Origin of the sequence: Bacillus inaquosorum KCTC 13429, assembly GCF_000332645.1 — a bacterium.
Lineage (GTDB): Bacteria > Bacillota > Bacilli > Bacillales > Bacillaceae > Bacillus > Bacillus inaquosorum.
This window is the reverse complement of the sequence record NZ_AMXN01000009.1, coordinates 144,786-160,099: the sequence shown is the minus strand read 5'-3', so window position 1 is coordinate 160,099 and position 15,314 is coordinate 144,786. Positions and strand designations below refer to the sequence as shown.

16 protein-coding genes and 1 pseudogene are annotated in these 15,314 nt (G+C 38.0%); 8 read left to right on the top strand and 9 right to left on the bottom strand.

What is annotated here, in order from left to right:
* The first annotated feature begins 124 nt into the window (after positions 1–124).
* Together BSI_RS02085 and BSI_RS02090 are read left to right on the top strand one after the other, a co-directional pair.
* Positions 125–247: a hypothetical protein gene (locus BSI_RS02085; protein WP_003241887.1), complete on the top strand. Its 123-nt coding sequence runs from the start codon at positions 125–127 to the stop codon at positions 245–247.
* A gap of 57 nt (positions 248–304) precedes the next feature.
* The gene (locus BSI_RS02090; protein WP_003241886.1) at positions 305–598 is read left to right on the top strand and encodes a YozQ family protein; all 294 of its coding nucleotides are present in this window, start codon (positions 305–307) and stop codon (positions 596–598) included.
* Between the two features lie 110 nt (positions 599–708).
* Here the strand turns inward: BSI_RS02090 and BSI_RS02095 are convergent, their stop codons facing one another.
* Positions 709–2,394, bottom strand: coding sequence for a methyl-accepting chemotaxis protein (locus BSI_RS02095; protein WP_003241884.1), 1,686 nt, complete (start codon positions 2,392–2,394; stop codon positions 709–711).
* A 310-nt stretch (positions 2,395–2,704) separates the two neighbouring features.
* Between BSI_RS02095 and hpaB the strand changes: the two genes are divergently transcribed.
* Positions 2,705–4,156, top strand: a complete 1,452-nt coding sequence (hpaB, locus tag BSI_RS02100) for a 4-hydroxyphenylacetate 3-monooxygenase, oxygenase component (RefSeq protein WP_003241882.1) — start codon at positions 2,705–2,707, stop codon at positions 4,154–4,156.
* 51 nt (positions 4,157–4,207) lie between these two features.
* Here the strand turns inward: hpaB and exlX are convergent, their stop codons facing one another.
* Both exlX and BSI_RS02110 read right to left on the bottom strand, forming a co-directional pair.
* Positions 4,208–4,906 (bottom strand): expansin ExlX, encoded by a 699-nt coding sequence (exlX, locus tag BSI_RS02105; RefSeq protein WP_003241880.1) that lies wholly within the window; start codon positions 4,904–4,906, stop codon positions 4,208–4,210.
* Between the two features lie 264 nt (positions 4,907–5,170).
* Positions 5,171–5,848, bottom strand: a complete 678-nt coding sequence (locus tag BSI_RS02110; RefSeq protein WP_032732316.1) for a YoaK family protein — start codon at positions 5,846–5,848, stop codon at positions 5,171–5,173.
* Between the two features lie 173 nt (positions 5,849–6,021).
* Between BSI_RS02110 and BSI_RS02115 the strand changes: the two genes are divergently transcribed.
* Positions 6,022–7,059 (top strand): polysaccharide lyase family 1 protein, encoded by a 1,038-nt coding sequence (locus tag BSI_RS02115; protein ID WP_032732333.1) that lies wholly within the window; start codon positions 6,022–6,024, stop codon positions 7,057–7,059.
* A 222-nt stretch (positions 7,060–7,281) separates the two neighbouring features.
* On the opposite strand, the gene BSI_RS02120 is transcribed toward BSI_RS02115, so the two are convergent.
* The 3 genes from BSI_RS02120 to BSI_RS02130 form a co-directional block, all read right to left on the bottom strand.
* Positions 7,282–8,055, bottom strand: coding sequence for an acetoin reductase (locus tag BSI_RS02120; protein WP_003241875.1), 774 nt, complete (start codon positions 8,053–8,055; stop codon positions 7,282–7,284).
* Positions 8,056–8,328: 273 nt separating this feature from the next.
* The gene (locus BSI_RS02125; protein WP_050556908.1) at positions 8,329–8,721 is read right to left on the bottom strand and encodes a hypothetical protein; all 393 of its coding nucleotides are present in this window, start codon (positions 8,719–8,721) and stop codon (positions 8,329–8,331) included.
* Between the two features lie 194 nt (positions 8,722–8,915).
* Positions 8,916–9,635: an NPP1 family protein gene (locus BSI_RS02130; protein WP_003241872.1), complete on the bottom strand. Its 720-nt coding sequence runs from the start codon at positions 9,633–9,635 to the stop codon at positions 8,916–8,918.
* A gap of 264 nt (positions 9,636–9,899) precedes the next feature.
* Here BSI_RS02130 and BSI_RS02135 point away from each other — a divergent pair, with 264 nt between their 5' ends.
* Positions 9,900–10,583: an SOS response-associated peptidase gene (locus BSI_RS02135; RefSeq protein ID WP_003241868.1), complete on the top strand. Its 684-nt coding sequence runs from the start codon at positions 9,900–9,902 to the stop codon at positions 10,581–10,583.
* 375 nt (positions 10,584–10,958) lie between these two features.
* Here BSI_RS02135 and BSI_RS02140 read toward each other — a convergent pair whose 3' ends face one another.
* The 3 genes and pseudogenes from BSI_RS02140 to BSI_RS02145 all read right to left on the bottom strand — a co-directional run bounded on the left by BSI_RS02140 (position 10,959) and on the right by BSI_RS02145 (position 13,222).
* The gene (locus tag BSI_RS02140; protein WP_003241865.1) at positions 10,959–11,261 is read right to left on the bottom strand and encodes a hypothetical protein; all 303 of its coding nucleotides are present in this window, start codon (positions 11,259–11,261) and stop codon (positions 10,959–10,961) included.
* Positions 11,262–11,471: 210 nt separating this feature from the next.
* A pseudogene (gene oxdD / locus BSI_RS0121680) lies at positions 11,472–12,642 on the bottom strand (oxalate decarboxylase).
* A 97-nt stretch (positions 12,643–12,739) separates the two neighbouring features.
* The gene (locus BSI_RS02145; RefSeq protein WP_032732315.1) at positions 12,740–13,222 is read right to left on the bottom strand and encodes a DUF4944 domain-containing protein; all 483 of its coding nucleotides are present in this window, start codon (positions 13,220–13,222) and stop codon (positions 12,740–12,742) included.
* A gap of 235 nt (positions 13,223–13,457) precedes the next feature.
* Here BSI_RS02145 and BSI_RS02150 point away from each other — a divergent pair, with 235 nt between their 5' ends.
* From BSI_RS02150 to BSI_RS02155, 3 genes are all read left to right on the top strand, one after another.
* Complete coding sequence (locus tag BSI_RS02150) at positions 13,458–14,573, top strand: Rap family tetratricopeptide repeat protein (RefSeq protein WP_003241859.1); 1,116 nt, start codon at positions 13,458–13,460, stop codon at positions 14,571–14,573.
* Positions 14,570–14,692 carry a PhrK family phosphatase-inhibitory pheromone gene (locus BSI_RS0121675; RefSeq protein WP_032732313.1) on the top strand — a complete coding sequence of 41 codons (123 nt, stop codon included), beginning with the start codon at positions 14,570–14,572 and terminating at the stop codon, positions 14,690–14,692. The genes BSI_RS02150 and BSI_RS0121675 overlap by 4 nt, the downstream gene beginning before the upstream one ends.
* Before the next feature lie 186 nt (positions 14,693–14,878).
* Positions 14,879–15,241 (top strand): hypothetical protein, encoded by a 363-nt coding sequence (locus BSI_RS02155; RefSeq protein ID WP_003241857.1) that lies wholly within the window; start codon positions 14,879–14,881, stop codon positions 15,239–15,241.
* Positions 15,242–15,314: the final 73 nt, after the last annotated feature.

Below are 15,314 nucleotides of genomic sequence, written 5' to 3'. Positions count from 1 at the left end.
CCTGGCATAACTGGCTCTTTTCCTAATGGGGAAGAGTCAACGAAAAAAAGCGAATGAATAGCTGCCGAACAGACAGAATAAGAAGAGTTGATATTTAAACACTTTTCGTAAAGGGGTGACATCAATGAGTAAAAAAGGAATTCAAAATTCAAGTATTGAACAAATAAGAAATGACCATGAGACTGAAACAGCTTTTAAAGCAGATGATCCTAAAAAACATGGTTCCGATCCTAAAAGAACGAAATAAGTTTTTGGCCTTAATGGCATAGACACCGCAAAATTTCAATAGTCTGGAGTGAGTAAAGTGGCTCAAAAAAATGGAGCAGACAGACCGGATGATTACAAAAGATTTTCTTCATTAGACAAGGAATATGATTTTCAGCAATCTTTAAATGAAAGTGGTAAGACAGAGAATGTAAACGCTGATACTCAAACTCATAATAAAGAAAACATTAATGACACCACGGATGTAGCTGGAAAATATTTTGATCCCTCGGACTATAAAGGAACCACGCAATTGGAAAAAGGATTGGCTGAAACTCATGAACAAGTCAGCGATGACTATTTTGAAGGGACAATCGATCAAAATTTGGACTAGTTTTTATCAAACGAGGCTAAAAGCATGTTAGCTCTGTTTTTAGAAACAACCGCAGGAAGGTTAGTAAAACCCCACCGAATAAGATGGGGTTTTTACGTCATGTAACCACATTAAAATTTAAAACGATTAATGACGGTTTGAAGTTCTTCCGCCAATTGGGATAGAGATTCTGCAGCATAGGAGATTTCCTCCATTGAATTAAGCTGCTCCTGTGAAGATTTTGCAACCGCTTCTGAATTTGCTGATGTTTCTTTTGTACCAGCGGCCAATGTATGAACTGTATGCTGAATGACTTCAACGCCTGATGTAAGCTGCTGTGTTACCGCTGCCACTTCTTGTATTTGAGAAGTGACCTGTTCCACCAGGTTCAGTATTTCATTGAAATTTCCTGTTGTCTCTTGAGAAAGAACAATACCTGAGCTCACATTTTCTTGAACAACCTTGATGTTATTCACCGTTTCAATGGATTCATTTTGGATAGTTGTTACCACCGATTGGATGTGGTTTGCAGATTTATTCGTTTCATCAGCTAATTTCCGAACTTCTTCTGCCACCACAGCAAATCCTTTTCCTTGCTCTCCGGCTCTGGCCGCCTCGATCGCTGCATTCAGAGCTAATAAATTTGTCTGCTCGGAAATATTTGTGATCAGTGAAGAAATATCGCTAATCTCAGCTGTGCTCTCTACCAATGCCTGCAATCCATTGCCGGCTGAATCTACAGATGTATCAATGAATTTCATCTGATCTAACATTTTGTTGACGGATTTAGACCCTATTTCAGCCTTGTCTCTCATCGAAGAAGAAAGATCCGCTATGTTACCTGTATTTGAAGCAACAGATGATATACTGTCTAATAATTCAGTAATAGATTCCGCACTCTTTTCAGTCATTGAGCTTTGCTTCACATTGCTGTCGGCAGCCATCTGCATTGCCCCGGAAATTTGTTCAGAAGTTGATTTCGATTCTTCCGCGCTTGCTGATAATTCTTCGGAAGATGCGGCGACTTGTTCAGATGAGCTGCTGATCTGCTTCACAATTTGAGTTAATGATTGGGTAAAAGAATTGAAAGATTGAGCAAGCTGACCAAATTCGTCTTTATTTTTAACAATGACTTTTTTCGTTAAATCAGCCTCTCCGTGAGCAATTTCCTCCATCTGCTTATTCATACTTCTCAATGGAACCATAATGGACTTTAACAGCAATAAGCTTAAAACAATGCCTACCATTGCTGATATCCCTGTGACAATGATGATGAACCATTGACTCATTTTCCCATTGCCGCGTATTTCGCCTTTTAGATCCTCCACCTCTTGATCCAGGCGATCTGTCAGTTTATCGACAGCCGGATCTACAACGTCTTTTCTTAACGTTCTTTCTTCCCTAAAATGGATGGTTTCTGCTTTTTTAGGATCTGAAGAGTAGGCTGTTAATACTTGCTGATTTAAAGCTCTATACTGAGTGAAACTTGTTTTAATGTCTTCAATATTTGATTGATATTTCTCTTCATCAATCAAGCCATTGATCCGATCAAGGCTCTTTAAGACATCTTCTGCTTTTTCCTTCATTCCCTCGTCATATTCTTTGTCTCCGGTGATCAGAAAGCCTCTTTCATCATTTGATAACCCGGTCAATCGATATTGGATCTGCTTCATCTCTTTTTGGAATTCCATTTTGTCTTTAAGTTCTTCATTCTTTTTTACAGTAGAAGAAATCATAAAAACAGAGGAGCCTCCAATTCCAATCATTGAAACAACTAATATTGATATAATCCCCAGCAATTTTGTTTTCACTTTCATGTGTAGTTTTCCCTTTCTGCACGATGTAATGATTGACATAATAATGTTCAAGCGTTGGCATGCAATTCGCTTACGCCCATGACAATAATATCGACATGTTTTATAAAATTTTATAGTGATGTCTTACTCGGTAAATAAGCCAATTCTTTAATTTGCTGACTTGTCTGCGTAGTATTTGAATTTCTCTTTTTCACTTTTTCTATTAAGGCATACTAAAAAAGGCTTTTCCTATCTCAAATTGGCTGAACAGGCTGTTCTTTCGAAAATATAATGACAATACGCAACATGATGTGAAGGAGCGAAACGTCAAATGGGGATCATCAATGGAAAAGAATTCATTGACCGATTAAATAAACTACAAAACGAAATATGGTATGATGGCAAAAAAATTGAGGGTAACATTTCTGATCATCCTGCATTTAAAGGAATAATCAAAACCAAAAGCTCGCTTTATAATTTGCAAACGAAGGATGAGTTAATGAATGAAATGACTTATTGCCTTCCTGGAGAACATGACCCAATCGGTCTCTCATATCTTCAGCCTAAAACCAAGAATGATTTGAGAAAAAGAAGGAACATGATTGAACATTGGGCTAGACATACTCACGGAATGATGGGGAGAAGTCCGGATTATATGAATACGGTCATGATGAGCTTTGCATCCTCAGCAGAGCTTTTAAGAGATAAAGAAAATTGCTTTCCGGAACATATACTAGACATGTATAAACAAGCTGCTAAACACGATCTTTCCTTTACCCATACATTCATTACTCCCCAAGTGAACCGGTCACAGTCCTATTTTGGCTCCAGTGAAAAACCAATATCTGCTAAAGTCATTGATAGGACCGAAAAAGGATTAATTGTACAAGGCGCGCGTCTGCTTGCAACCCAAGGCGGGTTAACGGATGAAATCCTGGTTTTTTCGGCACCTAAATTTTTCTTTGAAACAGATGAAGCCTTTGCTTTTTCAATTCCATCTAATACAAAAGGCGTTAAATTCATCACAAGAGAATCATTTGTATTAAGCGAATCATCCTTTAATCATCCCTTAAGCTCAAGGTATGAAGAAATGGATTCAATCGTTGTTTTTGATCAGGTACTAGTGCCATGGAATCGTGTGTTTTTTTATGATAATGTTGAAGCAGCTAAAGATTTTATGACAAAAAGCTCCTTTCATGCCTTTACCTTTCATCAGGTCGTCATTAGGCAAATGATAAAGGTTGAATTTCTATTAGGAGTTGCACAGCTTCTTGTCGACACTATTAATGTTTCTGAATATCAGCACATACAAGAAAAACTCTCTGAAATCATTGTGGGGTTGGAAACCATCAAAGCACTCATTGAGAAATCAGAAAATGACGCTCAGTTAGATGAATTCGGCTATATGCGTCCCAGTTTGATTCCTCTTCAAGTCATCAGTACGATCATTCCTACTCTATATCCTCGATTCACTGAAATTATTCAGTTAATTGGCGCTAGCGGAATGGTGACGCTGCCGACAGAAAATGCGTTTGACTCAGAGATACGGGAAGATCTTGATCAATACCTCCAAGCAACCAATACAAACGCTGAAGAACGTGTGAAAATTTTCCGCTTGGCTTGGGATTTAACAATGAGTTCATTCGGAACAAGGGAAACTCACTACGAAAGATACTTTTTCGGAGATCCTATTCGGATTTCAAGCAGACTGTATACAAGTTATCCAAAGCAGCAGCAAGTGAACATGATTAAAGCGTTTTTACATGCGGATGTTGATGATTGATATCTATTCATACTAAAAAACAGCGGGAAAAGGTCCGCAGTTTCGTATTTTTTATTCAGGAAACTGTACATGTCCCGGCACTGTATATGCATTGGACGTTCCGCTTTCAGGCAGCTTCGGAATCGTGTCTTTCACAACTTTTCCGCGGATGTCAGTGATTCTGACTGTGAGAGAGCCTGTCCCTAAATTAGTGCTGACAAAATGGTTATAGTCCATTTTCTCCATGTTGATCCACTTTCCGTCTTTATTATATTCCATTTTCATAACAGGATACTTGTGATTTCTGACTTGGATTGCAGCCCACCACCTGCTGCTGCCTTCTTTGATCCGGTACGTGAAATTGCCCGTGATTGGGGCTTTGACAACACGCCATTTAATATTGATTTTTCCGTCTTTGATATTGCCGATTTTACGGAAGGCATTAGGTGACAGATCGAGCGCTCCCCGAGCGCCTTCAGGATATAGATCGGTAACGTAGACAATTGTTTTTCCTTTTGGCCCTTGGACTTCCAAATAAGAACCTGCAAGTGCCGCTTTCACTCCTCCGTAATTGAGATCTGCCGGATTTATTGCAGTAATCTCCATATCAGAAGGAATGGGATCCAGCAGGAAAGCTCCTCCTGAATAACCTGACCCTGTATACGTTGCATAGCCTTCATGCAGGTCATCAAATGCTGCCGAAGCTTGCGGGGAAAAACAAAGGATCATCAACAAAAACATGCCAACAACTGCACTTATTTTCTTTTTCATACCTGCCCTCCTCAATCCAGACTTTAAATGAGAATCATTATCATTGTAAGACTCAATCCATCTGGTTTGAAAGAGGAAATAGATTCATAGATATTTTATGACAGATTCTCTATCATACATATATCCAAGGAAGTGTTTGATGAAAAAATCAATACGAATGAACGAGTATGCTCATCCGCCGAATGACTTGTTTTTATTTGCTGAGCTATAGCAATAACCGAAATAAAACGAGTTTTTAGCCTGACAACAGCCAAGCAGGAAAAATTATTTTTCCCCGCTCAGTTTTAACTTAGCTGTCATCATGATGCCAAATATCAGCACGATCGGAACCCAAATGATGATGTAATAAAAATCAGGCTCAGCTAAAGCCACAATAATAGCCCCTACACAATATAAGATAATGGCCAGCGCTCTTAACACAGCATCTCTTAAAAATGTCTTTTTCTGCTTTTTAAAAAACAAACGGCCGGACAAATCCTCTAACAGAGAAGCCAATGTTCCGGTCAACACAGTTGAAGAAATACCTGCGATCCCCAGCTTTTTTGCTGCTATTGTTTGAATCCCCATGGAAATGCTCAAGAGAATAATAAGGATGTATACAGGAACAAAAGACGAATAAAAAGAAAGACAAGCAAAAACAAATAAAATGAATGCTTCAAGTGCAAGCGCTTTTGTCACAGCAGAAGGCCAAAGGGTATTTTCTGCCTTTCCGACCATCAGTGTTGAAATAATCACGCCGCATATAAATCCGATTAGCGCAGTCAAAGAATTAAAAACAGTAACCTGAAGGGATTTGCCGATAGCCAACCCCAATAATACAATGTTTCCCGTCATATTAGCTGTGAACACATGTCCCAAGCTTAAATACCCGATTACATCCACAATTCCAGCTGTTAAACATAAAAGCGAAAGCAAGGTGTTTCGATAAGCTGCTGCAGTCAACGGTGTATCAATCCTTTCCTATTTCAATTAAAAGTGTGTCTTTAAAACGCGATCGTATATTTTTAAATAACCCGGCTTTAATTTAGGAAGATAGAACCTATTATTCCTTTCCATTAACTGTAATAATAATCCCCACGAGGAAATTTATTAAAATTGAAAGGGAGCATATTATGATGAAACGATTTTGTTTATGGTTGGCCATGTTCAGTTTGTTATTGGTTCTTTTGCCTGGAAAAGCGTTAGGCGCCGTCGATTTTCCAAATACCTCAACGAATGGCCTTTTAGGATTTGCCGGAAATGCTAAAAATGAAAAAGGCATTTCTAAAGCGAGCACAACGGGCGGAAAAAACGGTCAGATTGTTTACATTCAAAGCGTAAGTGATTTAAAAACCCATCTAGGAGGATCTACTCCGAAAATTTTAGTGCTTCAAAATGATCTTTCCGCATCTTCGAAAACAACAGTCACCATTGGTTCAAATAAAACACTCGTAGGCTCATACGCGAAAAAAACGCTAAAAAATATTTATTTAACAACGTCATCTGCCTCTGGAAACGTCATTTTTCAAAATCTGACTTTTGAACACAGTCCGCAGATTAATGGAAATAATGATATCCAGCTTTATTTAGATTCCGGCATCAACTATTGGATTGACCACGTCACATTCTCAGGCCACAGCTATAGTGCAATCGGAAGTGATTTGGACAAGCTCCTGTATATCGGAAAATCAGCAGATTATATCACGATCAGCAACTCAAAATTCGCGAATCATAAATACGGTTTGATTTTAGGATACCCAGATGATTCGCAGCATCAATATGACGGCTATCCCCACATGACAATCGCCAACAATTATTTTGAGAACCTGTATGTAAGAGGCCCGGGTCTTATGAGATACGGATACTTTCATGTTAAAAACAATTACAGCAACAACTTTAACCAGGCGATTACGATTGCCACAAAAGCAAAAATATATTCCGAATATAATTACTTTGGAAAAGGCAGTGAAAAAGGCGGGATCCTTGATGACAAGGGCACTGGTTATTTCAAGGATACAGGCAGCTATCCGTCTCTCAACAAGCAAACCTCTCCGCTGACTTCCTGGAATCCCGGATCTAATTACAGCTACCGTGTCCAAACGCCGCAGTATACAAAAGAATTTGTCACGAAATACGCCGGATCACAAAGTACAACACTGGTATTTGGCTACTGACACAAAAGAGGCCTGCGTAAAATAACGCCGAGCCTCTTTTTTACTTATAGGCTATTTTAAAGCGGTCTTGTTCCCTCCATCAGATTGGATGAAGGTACTGAAACAATTCCTTTTGCTCCTCTTTATGACTTTTTCACGATAACTTCTCAACGGTTTTTATTATACCAGTTTGATACAAGTAAAAAGAATTCATATTATAAAGTTTCAATATATTGATTTTTATCATCTATAAACGAGACCGCCATCAGTTAATATGGCTTGGCCTGTAATGTAATCTGAAGCATCTGAAGCTAAGAATGATACCAAATTAGCAACGTCCTCAGGTGTTTGATATCTTTTAAGGGCTATTTCCGAAGAAAATTTTTCAAAAGCTTCTCCTTGCTGCAAATCATCACTATGTTTCACCATTTCTTCATCAATTCTGTCCCACATTTTTGTTTTTGCGACTCCGGGACAATATGCATTCACTGTTATGTTATACTTCGCCAACTCTTTAGCAGCTGAATGTGTAAAAGACTTCACCGCATGCTTCGTCGCTGAATATGTGCCCAGCATTTCAAATGACTCGTGACCCGCTATACTGCATGCGTTAATGATTTTGCCCTTTGTTTCTTGTTTGATTAACTGGTCAGCGGCTGCTTGAGTGCCAAAGACAACTCCATTCACATTAACCTGAAATAATCTATTCAGTTGTTCTTCTGTGATTTCCAAAAATGGAGAAACAGCTTCAATCCCCGCATTGTTTACAAAAACATCTAAACGGCCAAACTGATCTACTGTTTCTTTAACCAAATTGAATTGGTCATCACGTTTTGATACATCACCTTTCACACCAATCACCTGAAAGTGTTTCTCTTTAAAATCCGAAAGCGTTTCATTTAGCAATGCTTCATTGATATCGTGCAGCACTACACGAAAACCATCTTTACATAGTCTCTCTGCGATGCCTCTCCCTAATCCGCCTGCAGAACCTGTAACTATCGCCGTCTTGGACATAAATAATCCCCTTTCGCAATGAGTTAACGTGACTATATATTTATTTTAACAAATCAATTTTTCTCCACATCATGTAAACTGCTTAGGTTTGCTCTTATTTAAAATCATTCGTCCGAACTTGCTCCCCACCCCAATTGCTATATCAGAGGGATAATTATGCCGGGCATGCTTTTCTACGCGAAAAAAACATTTCAATCAATGTCCTTTTCATCTTATCTTTAGACACGTAAAAAAAGGCCAAGTATTAGACCGGCCTTAACGTTCAATCTTTTATTAATATTCATATAACTCATCAAACTGATAACCATATAAACCTTTAACTTTCACTTCTCCACAGCCCTGATCTTTCGTTAACTCTAAATAATGATTCTTGTACGGCATCGCTTCTGCTTGATCAGTTGCGCTGAAATCGAAATGGTTGCCTGTGAAATCTTTCTGACTTAGCGTGATTTCATTTCCTGATAAAGAAAGGCGAAACAGTCTAGCATGAATTGTGCATCCTTCCGCATCAAAAATTGTGAATCTGTAGCCGAACTGAGACGGAAACCTATTTGGATTTGAATCATCGGACATCATGAACTCTTTTTGATTTTCTGTCATCGTAAAGCTTACTTTTTCCTCATTTTTTACAATAGCTGCTGAAGCATTCCCTGCACTGATTGACATAAAAAACAAAGCTAAGATTAACGTGAAGAACTTTTTCACTTAGATTCCCCCAAGCCTTTTTATTTCAATATATTGGAATATGAAGCTTTGATCAATATAAACTTTGATAAATAAGTCTTTAGGGTCAATTCACACATCCTGTAATGAAAATGCTGAACTAATCTAATGATTAATCCAGCATCATACTTCATTAATTATCTAAACCATGCCTTCACTACATGATTCGTGAAATTGGGATCATTAAAAGGAACATTTGCTTTACCGAAATCTGTTATATTTAAAGCATTTCTCGCTGCTGGAGTTAAGTCTTCCCACCCGATTAATGGTTGAGTGCCCCCTGCTGCATGATCACTAATATGTAATTCATGGTTTAAGGGCCATGTGCTGTCGTAAGCAATTAATGGATGTGTATCCTTCATATTGCTATCATTCGGTTGAACATTTGTAAATTTTCCGTGTCCAGAGTATGCAATTGATAAAACTTGTGGATTTTGATTAGCAGGATTGTCGACCCAAACTACGATGCCTTCCCAGTCATGTCTATGACCCAAACTTGGAGAAGCCTCATCCTTCGGAAAATACCAAGAATACATGATGGCCCACACGCCATTATACCAAGTTGAACGTGAATAAACTTGTCCGGTATGTTTGCTGCAACCCCCTTCAGGCGCTCCAGTCGGCTGTAACCCGCCACTCGTATTGCCTTGTGCGTCTACTGCCGGAAAGGGCACACAGCCGCTATAAACCTTCAAATACGGCTGGAACCGTTTTGCGGCTTTTTGAGAAATAGTAGTTGGGACAACTTCATTGAACCCTAATATTTTGTCATGATCAATGACAGCAGCATCAACTGTTGGAACTAAGCTGATAAAAGCGAAAAATGACATCAACACAGCACACACAATGTTCTTCATTTCACTTTCCTCCTTATCGCATTCGTTATGTAAAGTCTAAGCTGCAAAGTCATTATACAAATAGTGGAACCTCTATTCAATCAAGTTTACAGAATCTTAAAATCAATAAACAAAATCGGTACTGGCCTGTCCTTTTTTCATTGAACATTTTTTCCGCCCTTATTGCTTCTACCTTCAACCGTTAGCTTGCAGTGCATTTCGCCTTTTTGATTTTCATCTATCCAGCCTGTACAATATTCAAAAACCCCAAAAAGGATGATGGACATGTGCGGCAGGTTTACTTTATTCTCTGCATTTGAAGATATTATTGACCACTTTGACATCAATCAATTTTTACCTAAAGACGAATACCATCCAAGCTATAATGTCGCTCCATCACAAAGCATCCTGGCAATCATCAATGATGGATCAAATAATCGCCTAGGCATGATTAGATGGGGTCTTATTCCTCCCTGGGCAAAAGATGAAAAGATCGGCTATAAAATGATCAACGCACGAGCTGAAACATTACCCAAGAAACCGGCCTTTCGAAAACCGCTTGTCAGCAAACGCTGCATCATTCCAGCCGACAGTTTTTATGAATGGAAACGGCTTGATCCCAAAACGAAAATTCCGATGCGGATCAAGCTGAAATCATCTGCTCTTTTTTCGTTTGCAGGCTTATATGAAAAGTGGAAAACAAACCAAGGGACCCCTCTTTACACCTGCACAATCATAACAACTAAGCCTAATGAACTCATGAAAGATATACACGACCGAATGCCGGTTATATTGACTCATGATCATGAAAAAGAGTGGCTGAATCCTCAACATACAAATCCTGATTATCTGCAAAGCTTACTTGTGCCTTATGATGCTGATGACATGGAAGCATATCAGGTTTCATCATTAGTGAACTCCCCTAAAAATAATTCACCTGAGCTTCTTGTTGCACAGAATCGTATGTAATGATTGAGTTTCTATATCATAAGATTTTGTAAATAAGCTTTAGTCCTTAGTGCCGATCTATTCCATTTTTAATGAATATTTAGTACACAGATCATTTAGTTGTTTAATACGATTGATAATTTCATTACTGAAAAATAATATTATTATGTAAACCGTAAATAAATAAGCAATGTAAACCCCTTTACAACAGGGTTTACATTGCTTATTTAAACTTAACCTTTGCAGAAAATCGCTTTATTGATCAGCTTTGTCAGAAAAATAACTGAACCACATTAAACTTATGAAGCCTGCAGCACCTATGATTGTAAATATGATATTAGCCCATGTGGGTAAATCCATACACTTTCCCTCCTAAGAAATAAATTAAGGGATTTTTTATCTTAGGCCTTCTTCTTTCTTTTTCTTATCCAATTTAATACCTATGAAAATGTTGATTATTGCAGCTGGGACATATAAAAATCCTACTCCCAGAATGCCTAAAATTGTACTTAAACTTACTATGTAGCTTTTGGTCATCACTTGACTGTCAATTAAAATAAGAAGTGTAATCAATCCAGCTAAAACACCTGCAAACCAGGCATTTCCAACAGCGTAAGAATCATCTAGCACTCCTAGTAATTGTCCAAAGATTGAAATTCCAAGAGCAGTAATACTGGATAATATCGTGAGTGCTTTCATTCTCGCCTCCGTAGCCAATTAGATAATGGTTATCATTTCCACATAAACATTTTAAAGTTCACAACAATACTATGCAAGCAGAAAAACCCTATATAACGTATCTTACATAGGGATTTTAATATCAGTGTATCGTATTTTAATGAACATTCACCCCTACTGCAGCTTTTAACGTAACAATAGTGAAATCCATTGTGTGATCGGTTAACTTCTTCACGTGCTGGGATATTTCACAACAGGCACTTTCTTCTTACGCAGAGAATCGAGCATCACTGATCCAGCCTTCAAGTTGCCTTGCACTAATTCTTTAGGGTCAATACCATCCACTGATGGAGTGACACGTCTGCATAGCGGTCACTTTTGAACATTTCTAAAAACCATAACGTTTCTGTACCAGTGTTTTGTATATAATGTCCAGCATTAGAAGGCACGTATCCAACGTCGCCCGCTCTATAATCAAATGTGCGGGCAATCCCATTCCCGATAAATACTGTCATGCGTCCCTGTCCTGTCAAATAATACTGCCATTCATCGCTATTGGGATGCCAATGAAGCTCTCTCATCGCGCCAGGCTCAATCTGAACAAGTGCTGCCGCTATGTTTTTTGAAATCGGGAAGTTAGAAGAGTCCACAATTCGTACGCTTCCCCCAGGCGTTTGAATGGGGGTTTGATTTAATAACTCGTATTTGAAAGTCAAGGGGACTTTTCCGTAAGGTGACTGAATGTCTTCACTGGCGACTGATCCCGGCACATTTCCTTGATAAATATAGACTTGTTCTGAAGGAAGAGAGTGAAAAGCATTCTCTGGGACACCAAAATTTGCAGACAGAACATCTTTTGGCGTGTGTGCAAGCCAATCTGAAATGGTTAACGTCGAAAACTCAGAAAAGTTTCCATCATCGAAGACGAGCAGAAATTCGCAATGTTCTAATCCTTGAATGGAGTGCGGAATTCCTGCGGGAAAGTACCAAAGATCGCCTGGACCAACATTAGCAATGAAATTTCGCCCCTCTTGGTCAACTGCGGTGATGCGGGCCCGTCCCAAAAGCAATAAGCCCATTCCGCTTGTTTATGCCAATGAAGTTCACGTACGCCTCCCGCATTTAAGCTCATATTTACTCCTGCAATTGCGGTCGAAATCGGAAGCTGCCTAACGGTGATTTCACGTGACCAGCCGCCGTGATCTAATTTCATCGGAGCATCTGAGAATGAAAATCTCAAATTAGGAATCATACCTTCGTCTGTAACAGGCGGAACAAGTATATTTGGATTTTGAATATCTCGCATCATATTACGCGGTCCCGCATCAATAGCTCCGGCTCCATCACTTCGAATAGGCTGCGGCACGTTTCTGTCTTCATGATTGATTGGCTGCTTTTCCAACAGTAAACACCTCAACAAGTTTTTTATTTCAGCCTATGCAGGGGCTCATATTGCTGTGCCTAGAGATCCGCAAATAAAAAAGTGGCCATCATCACCGTTATCTTTTATACCATAGCTTCTTATGTAATTTGATTTCTTCTGTTTGTTTTTTCTCGTCTGTCTTCCACTCCACTTTAACTAATACATCATGTCCTATCACTTCATCTTCAGGCATAAAATCAAAGGTAGCGATATGGTCTTCCATGTGTCCTCCACCTGGCATTTCTTCGCCTGTATACTCTGATAAAGCATAATCTTCTCTGTCATCATACTTTTTCCCATCTATGAACAAGGTGATTTTTTCAACAACAGTCCTCTTTTCGTCTTTCTTACTCCCCTGCCAATACAAATTTAGAAAGTAATTAGATCCAATTGACGTCTTGTCTGATTTTTCAAGGTTAGAAACCCACAGTCCGCTTTTTCCGCTGCCCTCATATTTCACTTTGTTTCCTGAGATCATTACAATGATTGCTACGATGCAGATTATTAAGAATGCAGCAATCATCAATAGCCATTTTTTAATGTTGTTCTTTTTTCTCATGATTTTCCTCACTTCCCTCATACTTAGTAGGAAAATGGGGTCAAAATGTTACTAATAAGAACTTAAATTAAAGCGTTACAGGGGCAAGATTAAAACTTATAACATGCTCTTTAATGCATTTTTTATTTCATTGAGTCAATTACCTTCAAAATGATTACATTCTTTAACAAAATTCCCTATGATTGTGGTAATATCTTTGTGAGATATTTTTGAATTTTAAGAAAGAGGGGTTTAGATGAGCAAGATTGCTTCAGAAGTTGTTGCTACTGCGCTGAATGATTGGTACATTGCTATAAAGAAACAGAAGGTTAATGAATCAATCAAGTATTACTCAGAGATTAAAAAACAATTTGATAATATGGAAGAAGATCAGGAGGTTCTTGCATATTACAGTTTATTAGAAGAAAGACATAAGATGTTGTTACACTCATCACGAGGAGAACCATTACAAAAGCACACTTACTTTACTGAAGACAATCAAGCCTTTATTAAGAAAACCAACGACAAATTGGAATACAATTTTTATTTATTTGAAGCCATGTACGAAGCGTATAACAAAAATTACGATCGAGCTATTAATTTATACGGATTAGCAGAGAAAAAACTTGCAGAAATTCCAGATGAGATCGAAGCAGCAGAATTTTACTCCAAAGTCTCCTACCTTTACACTCTCGTTAAACAAAGTGTTGTATCGCAACACTACATAAAAAATGCCATCGCTATATATAAGCGATACCCTGATTACAAGTGCAAACTGGCTGTATCATTAATGATTGCAGCAGCAAACTATGCTGATATTAGACGATTTGAAGAGTCAGAAGAATATTATCTGGAGGCAATAAACATTGCTAAGGAAGTAAATGATGAATTTTTGGAAGCACAGTTATATCACAATCTCAGTATCGTTTATTCTGACTGGAACAAATCCAATGAGTGTATTAAGTCTCTTGAAAAGGCTTTAGAAGAGGAATCTTGGGCAGATTCAATTTATTATATCCATTCAATATTCATGATGATTAAAGAACAATTTAAAATTGACGAAAAAGCGAAAGCCATTCATTTTTACAATAAAGCACAGGAAAGACTCATATCAATGGAGAATAACATATACGAAGCCAAAATCAGCATCTTATACAACCTTTATTGCGGTGAATTAAAAAACAACTTTAAAAATTGCATAGATCATATTGAATTTTTGAAACAACAAAATGACCTTGAAAGTGTTGATGAATTATCTTACTTAGCCGCAAAAAGATTTGAATCAATAGGTGCTTTTGAAGAGGCTGCAGGCTTTTTCAATGAAAAGATTTGGGCTGAACAGAAAATGAATCAGGTGGAGGGAATCTTATGAAAAAACTAGTGCTTTGCGTGTCTATTTTAACTGTGATATTAAGTGGAGCAGCTTTAACGCAATTGAGTACAGATTCACCATCTAGCATCCAAGTTGCTGAAAGGCCAGTCGGAGGTTAAGGAAAAGATCAATGAATATAGCCCACCTCATGAGAGTGGGCTTTTTGTTTTTTCATTACTCCAAACTCGCTACATCTTAAGGCGAATAAGTACCTATTATATAATTAGACCCTTTAATTCTTATCAGAGAACTACAAAATGATAAAATGTTATCACGACTTATTAACAGTTAAAAGAGGGATTAATTTGAAAGAAAAATTATATTCATGTTTAATTTGCGGATATAAGGGATTAAGTCAAAATCCTTTGTATAAAGGCGAGTATCAAAAAACGTTTGATATTTGTCCATGCTGTGATTTTGAGTTTGGCTACAGTGAGGATCATGATGTCAGCTTAGGCTTTATTGTAACTCCGGATCATTTAATCGAGGCTGCATTTCAATTGTATCGTAAACAATGGATTGAGTCTGGTATGAAAATTGCTCATCCTGAAGATATTCCTGAAGAATATAAAAACGGTGATTGCTTAAAATTTCAAGTTCTGTTGAAACAATTGAAAAACCTAAATCTTGACTTAGAAAATTTTGATATTGACGGCTTTCATGTTTAACTGCGTTGCATGTTTTTCAAAGGTGTAACTGTCTTTTTCTTTGTAATTTTAAGCTGCAGGAAATGATCCATCG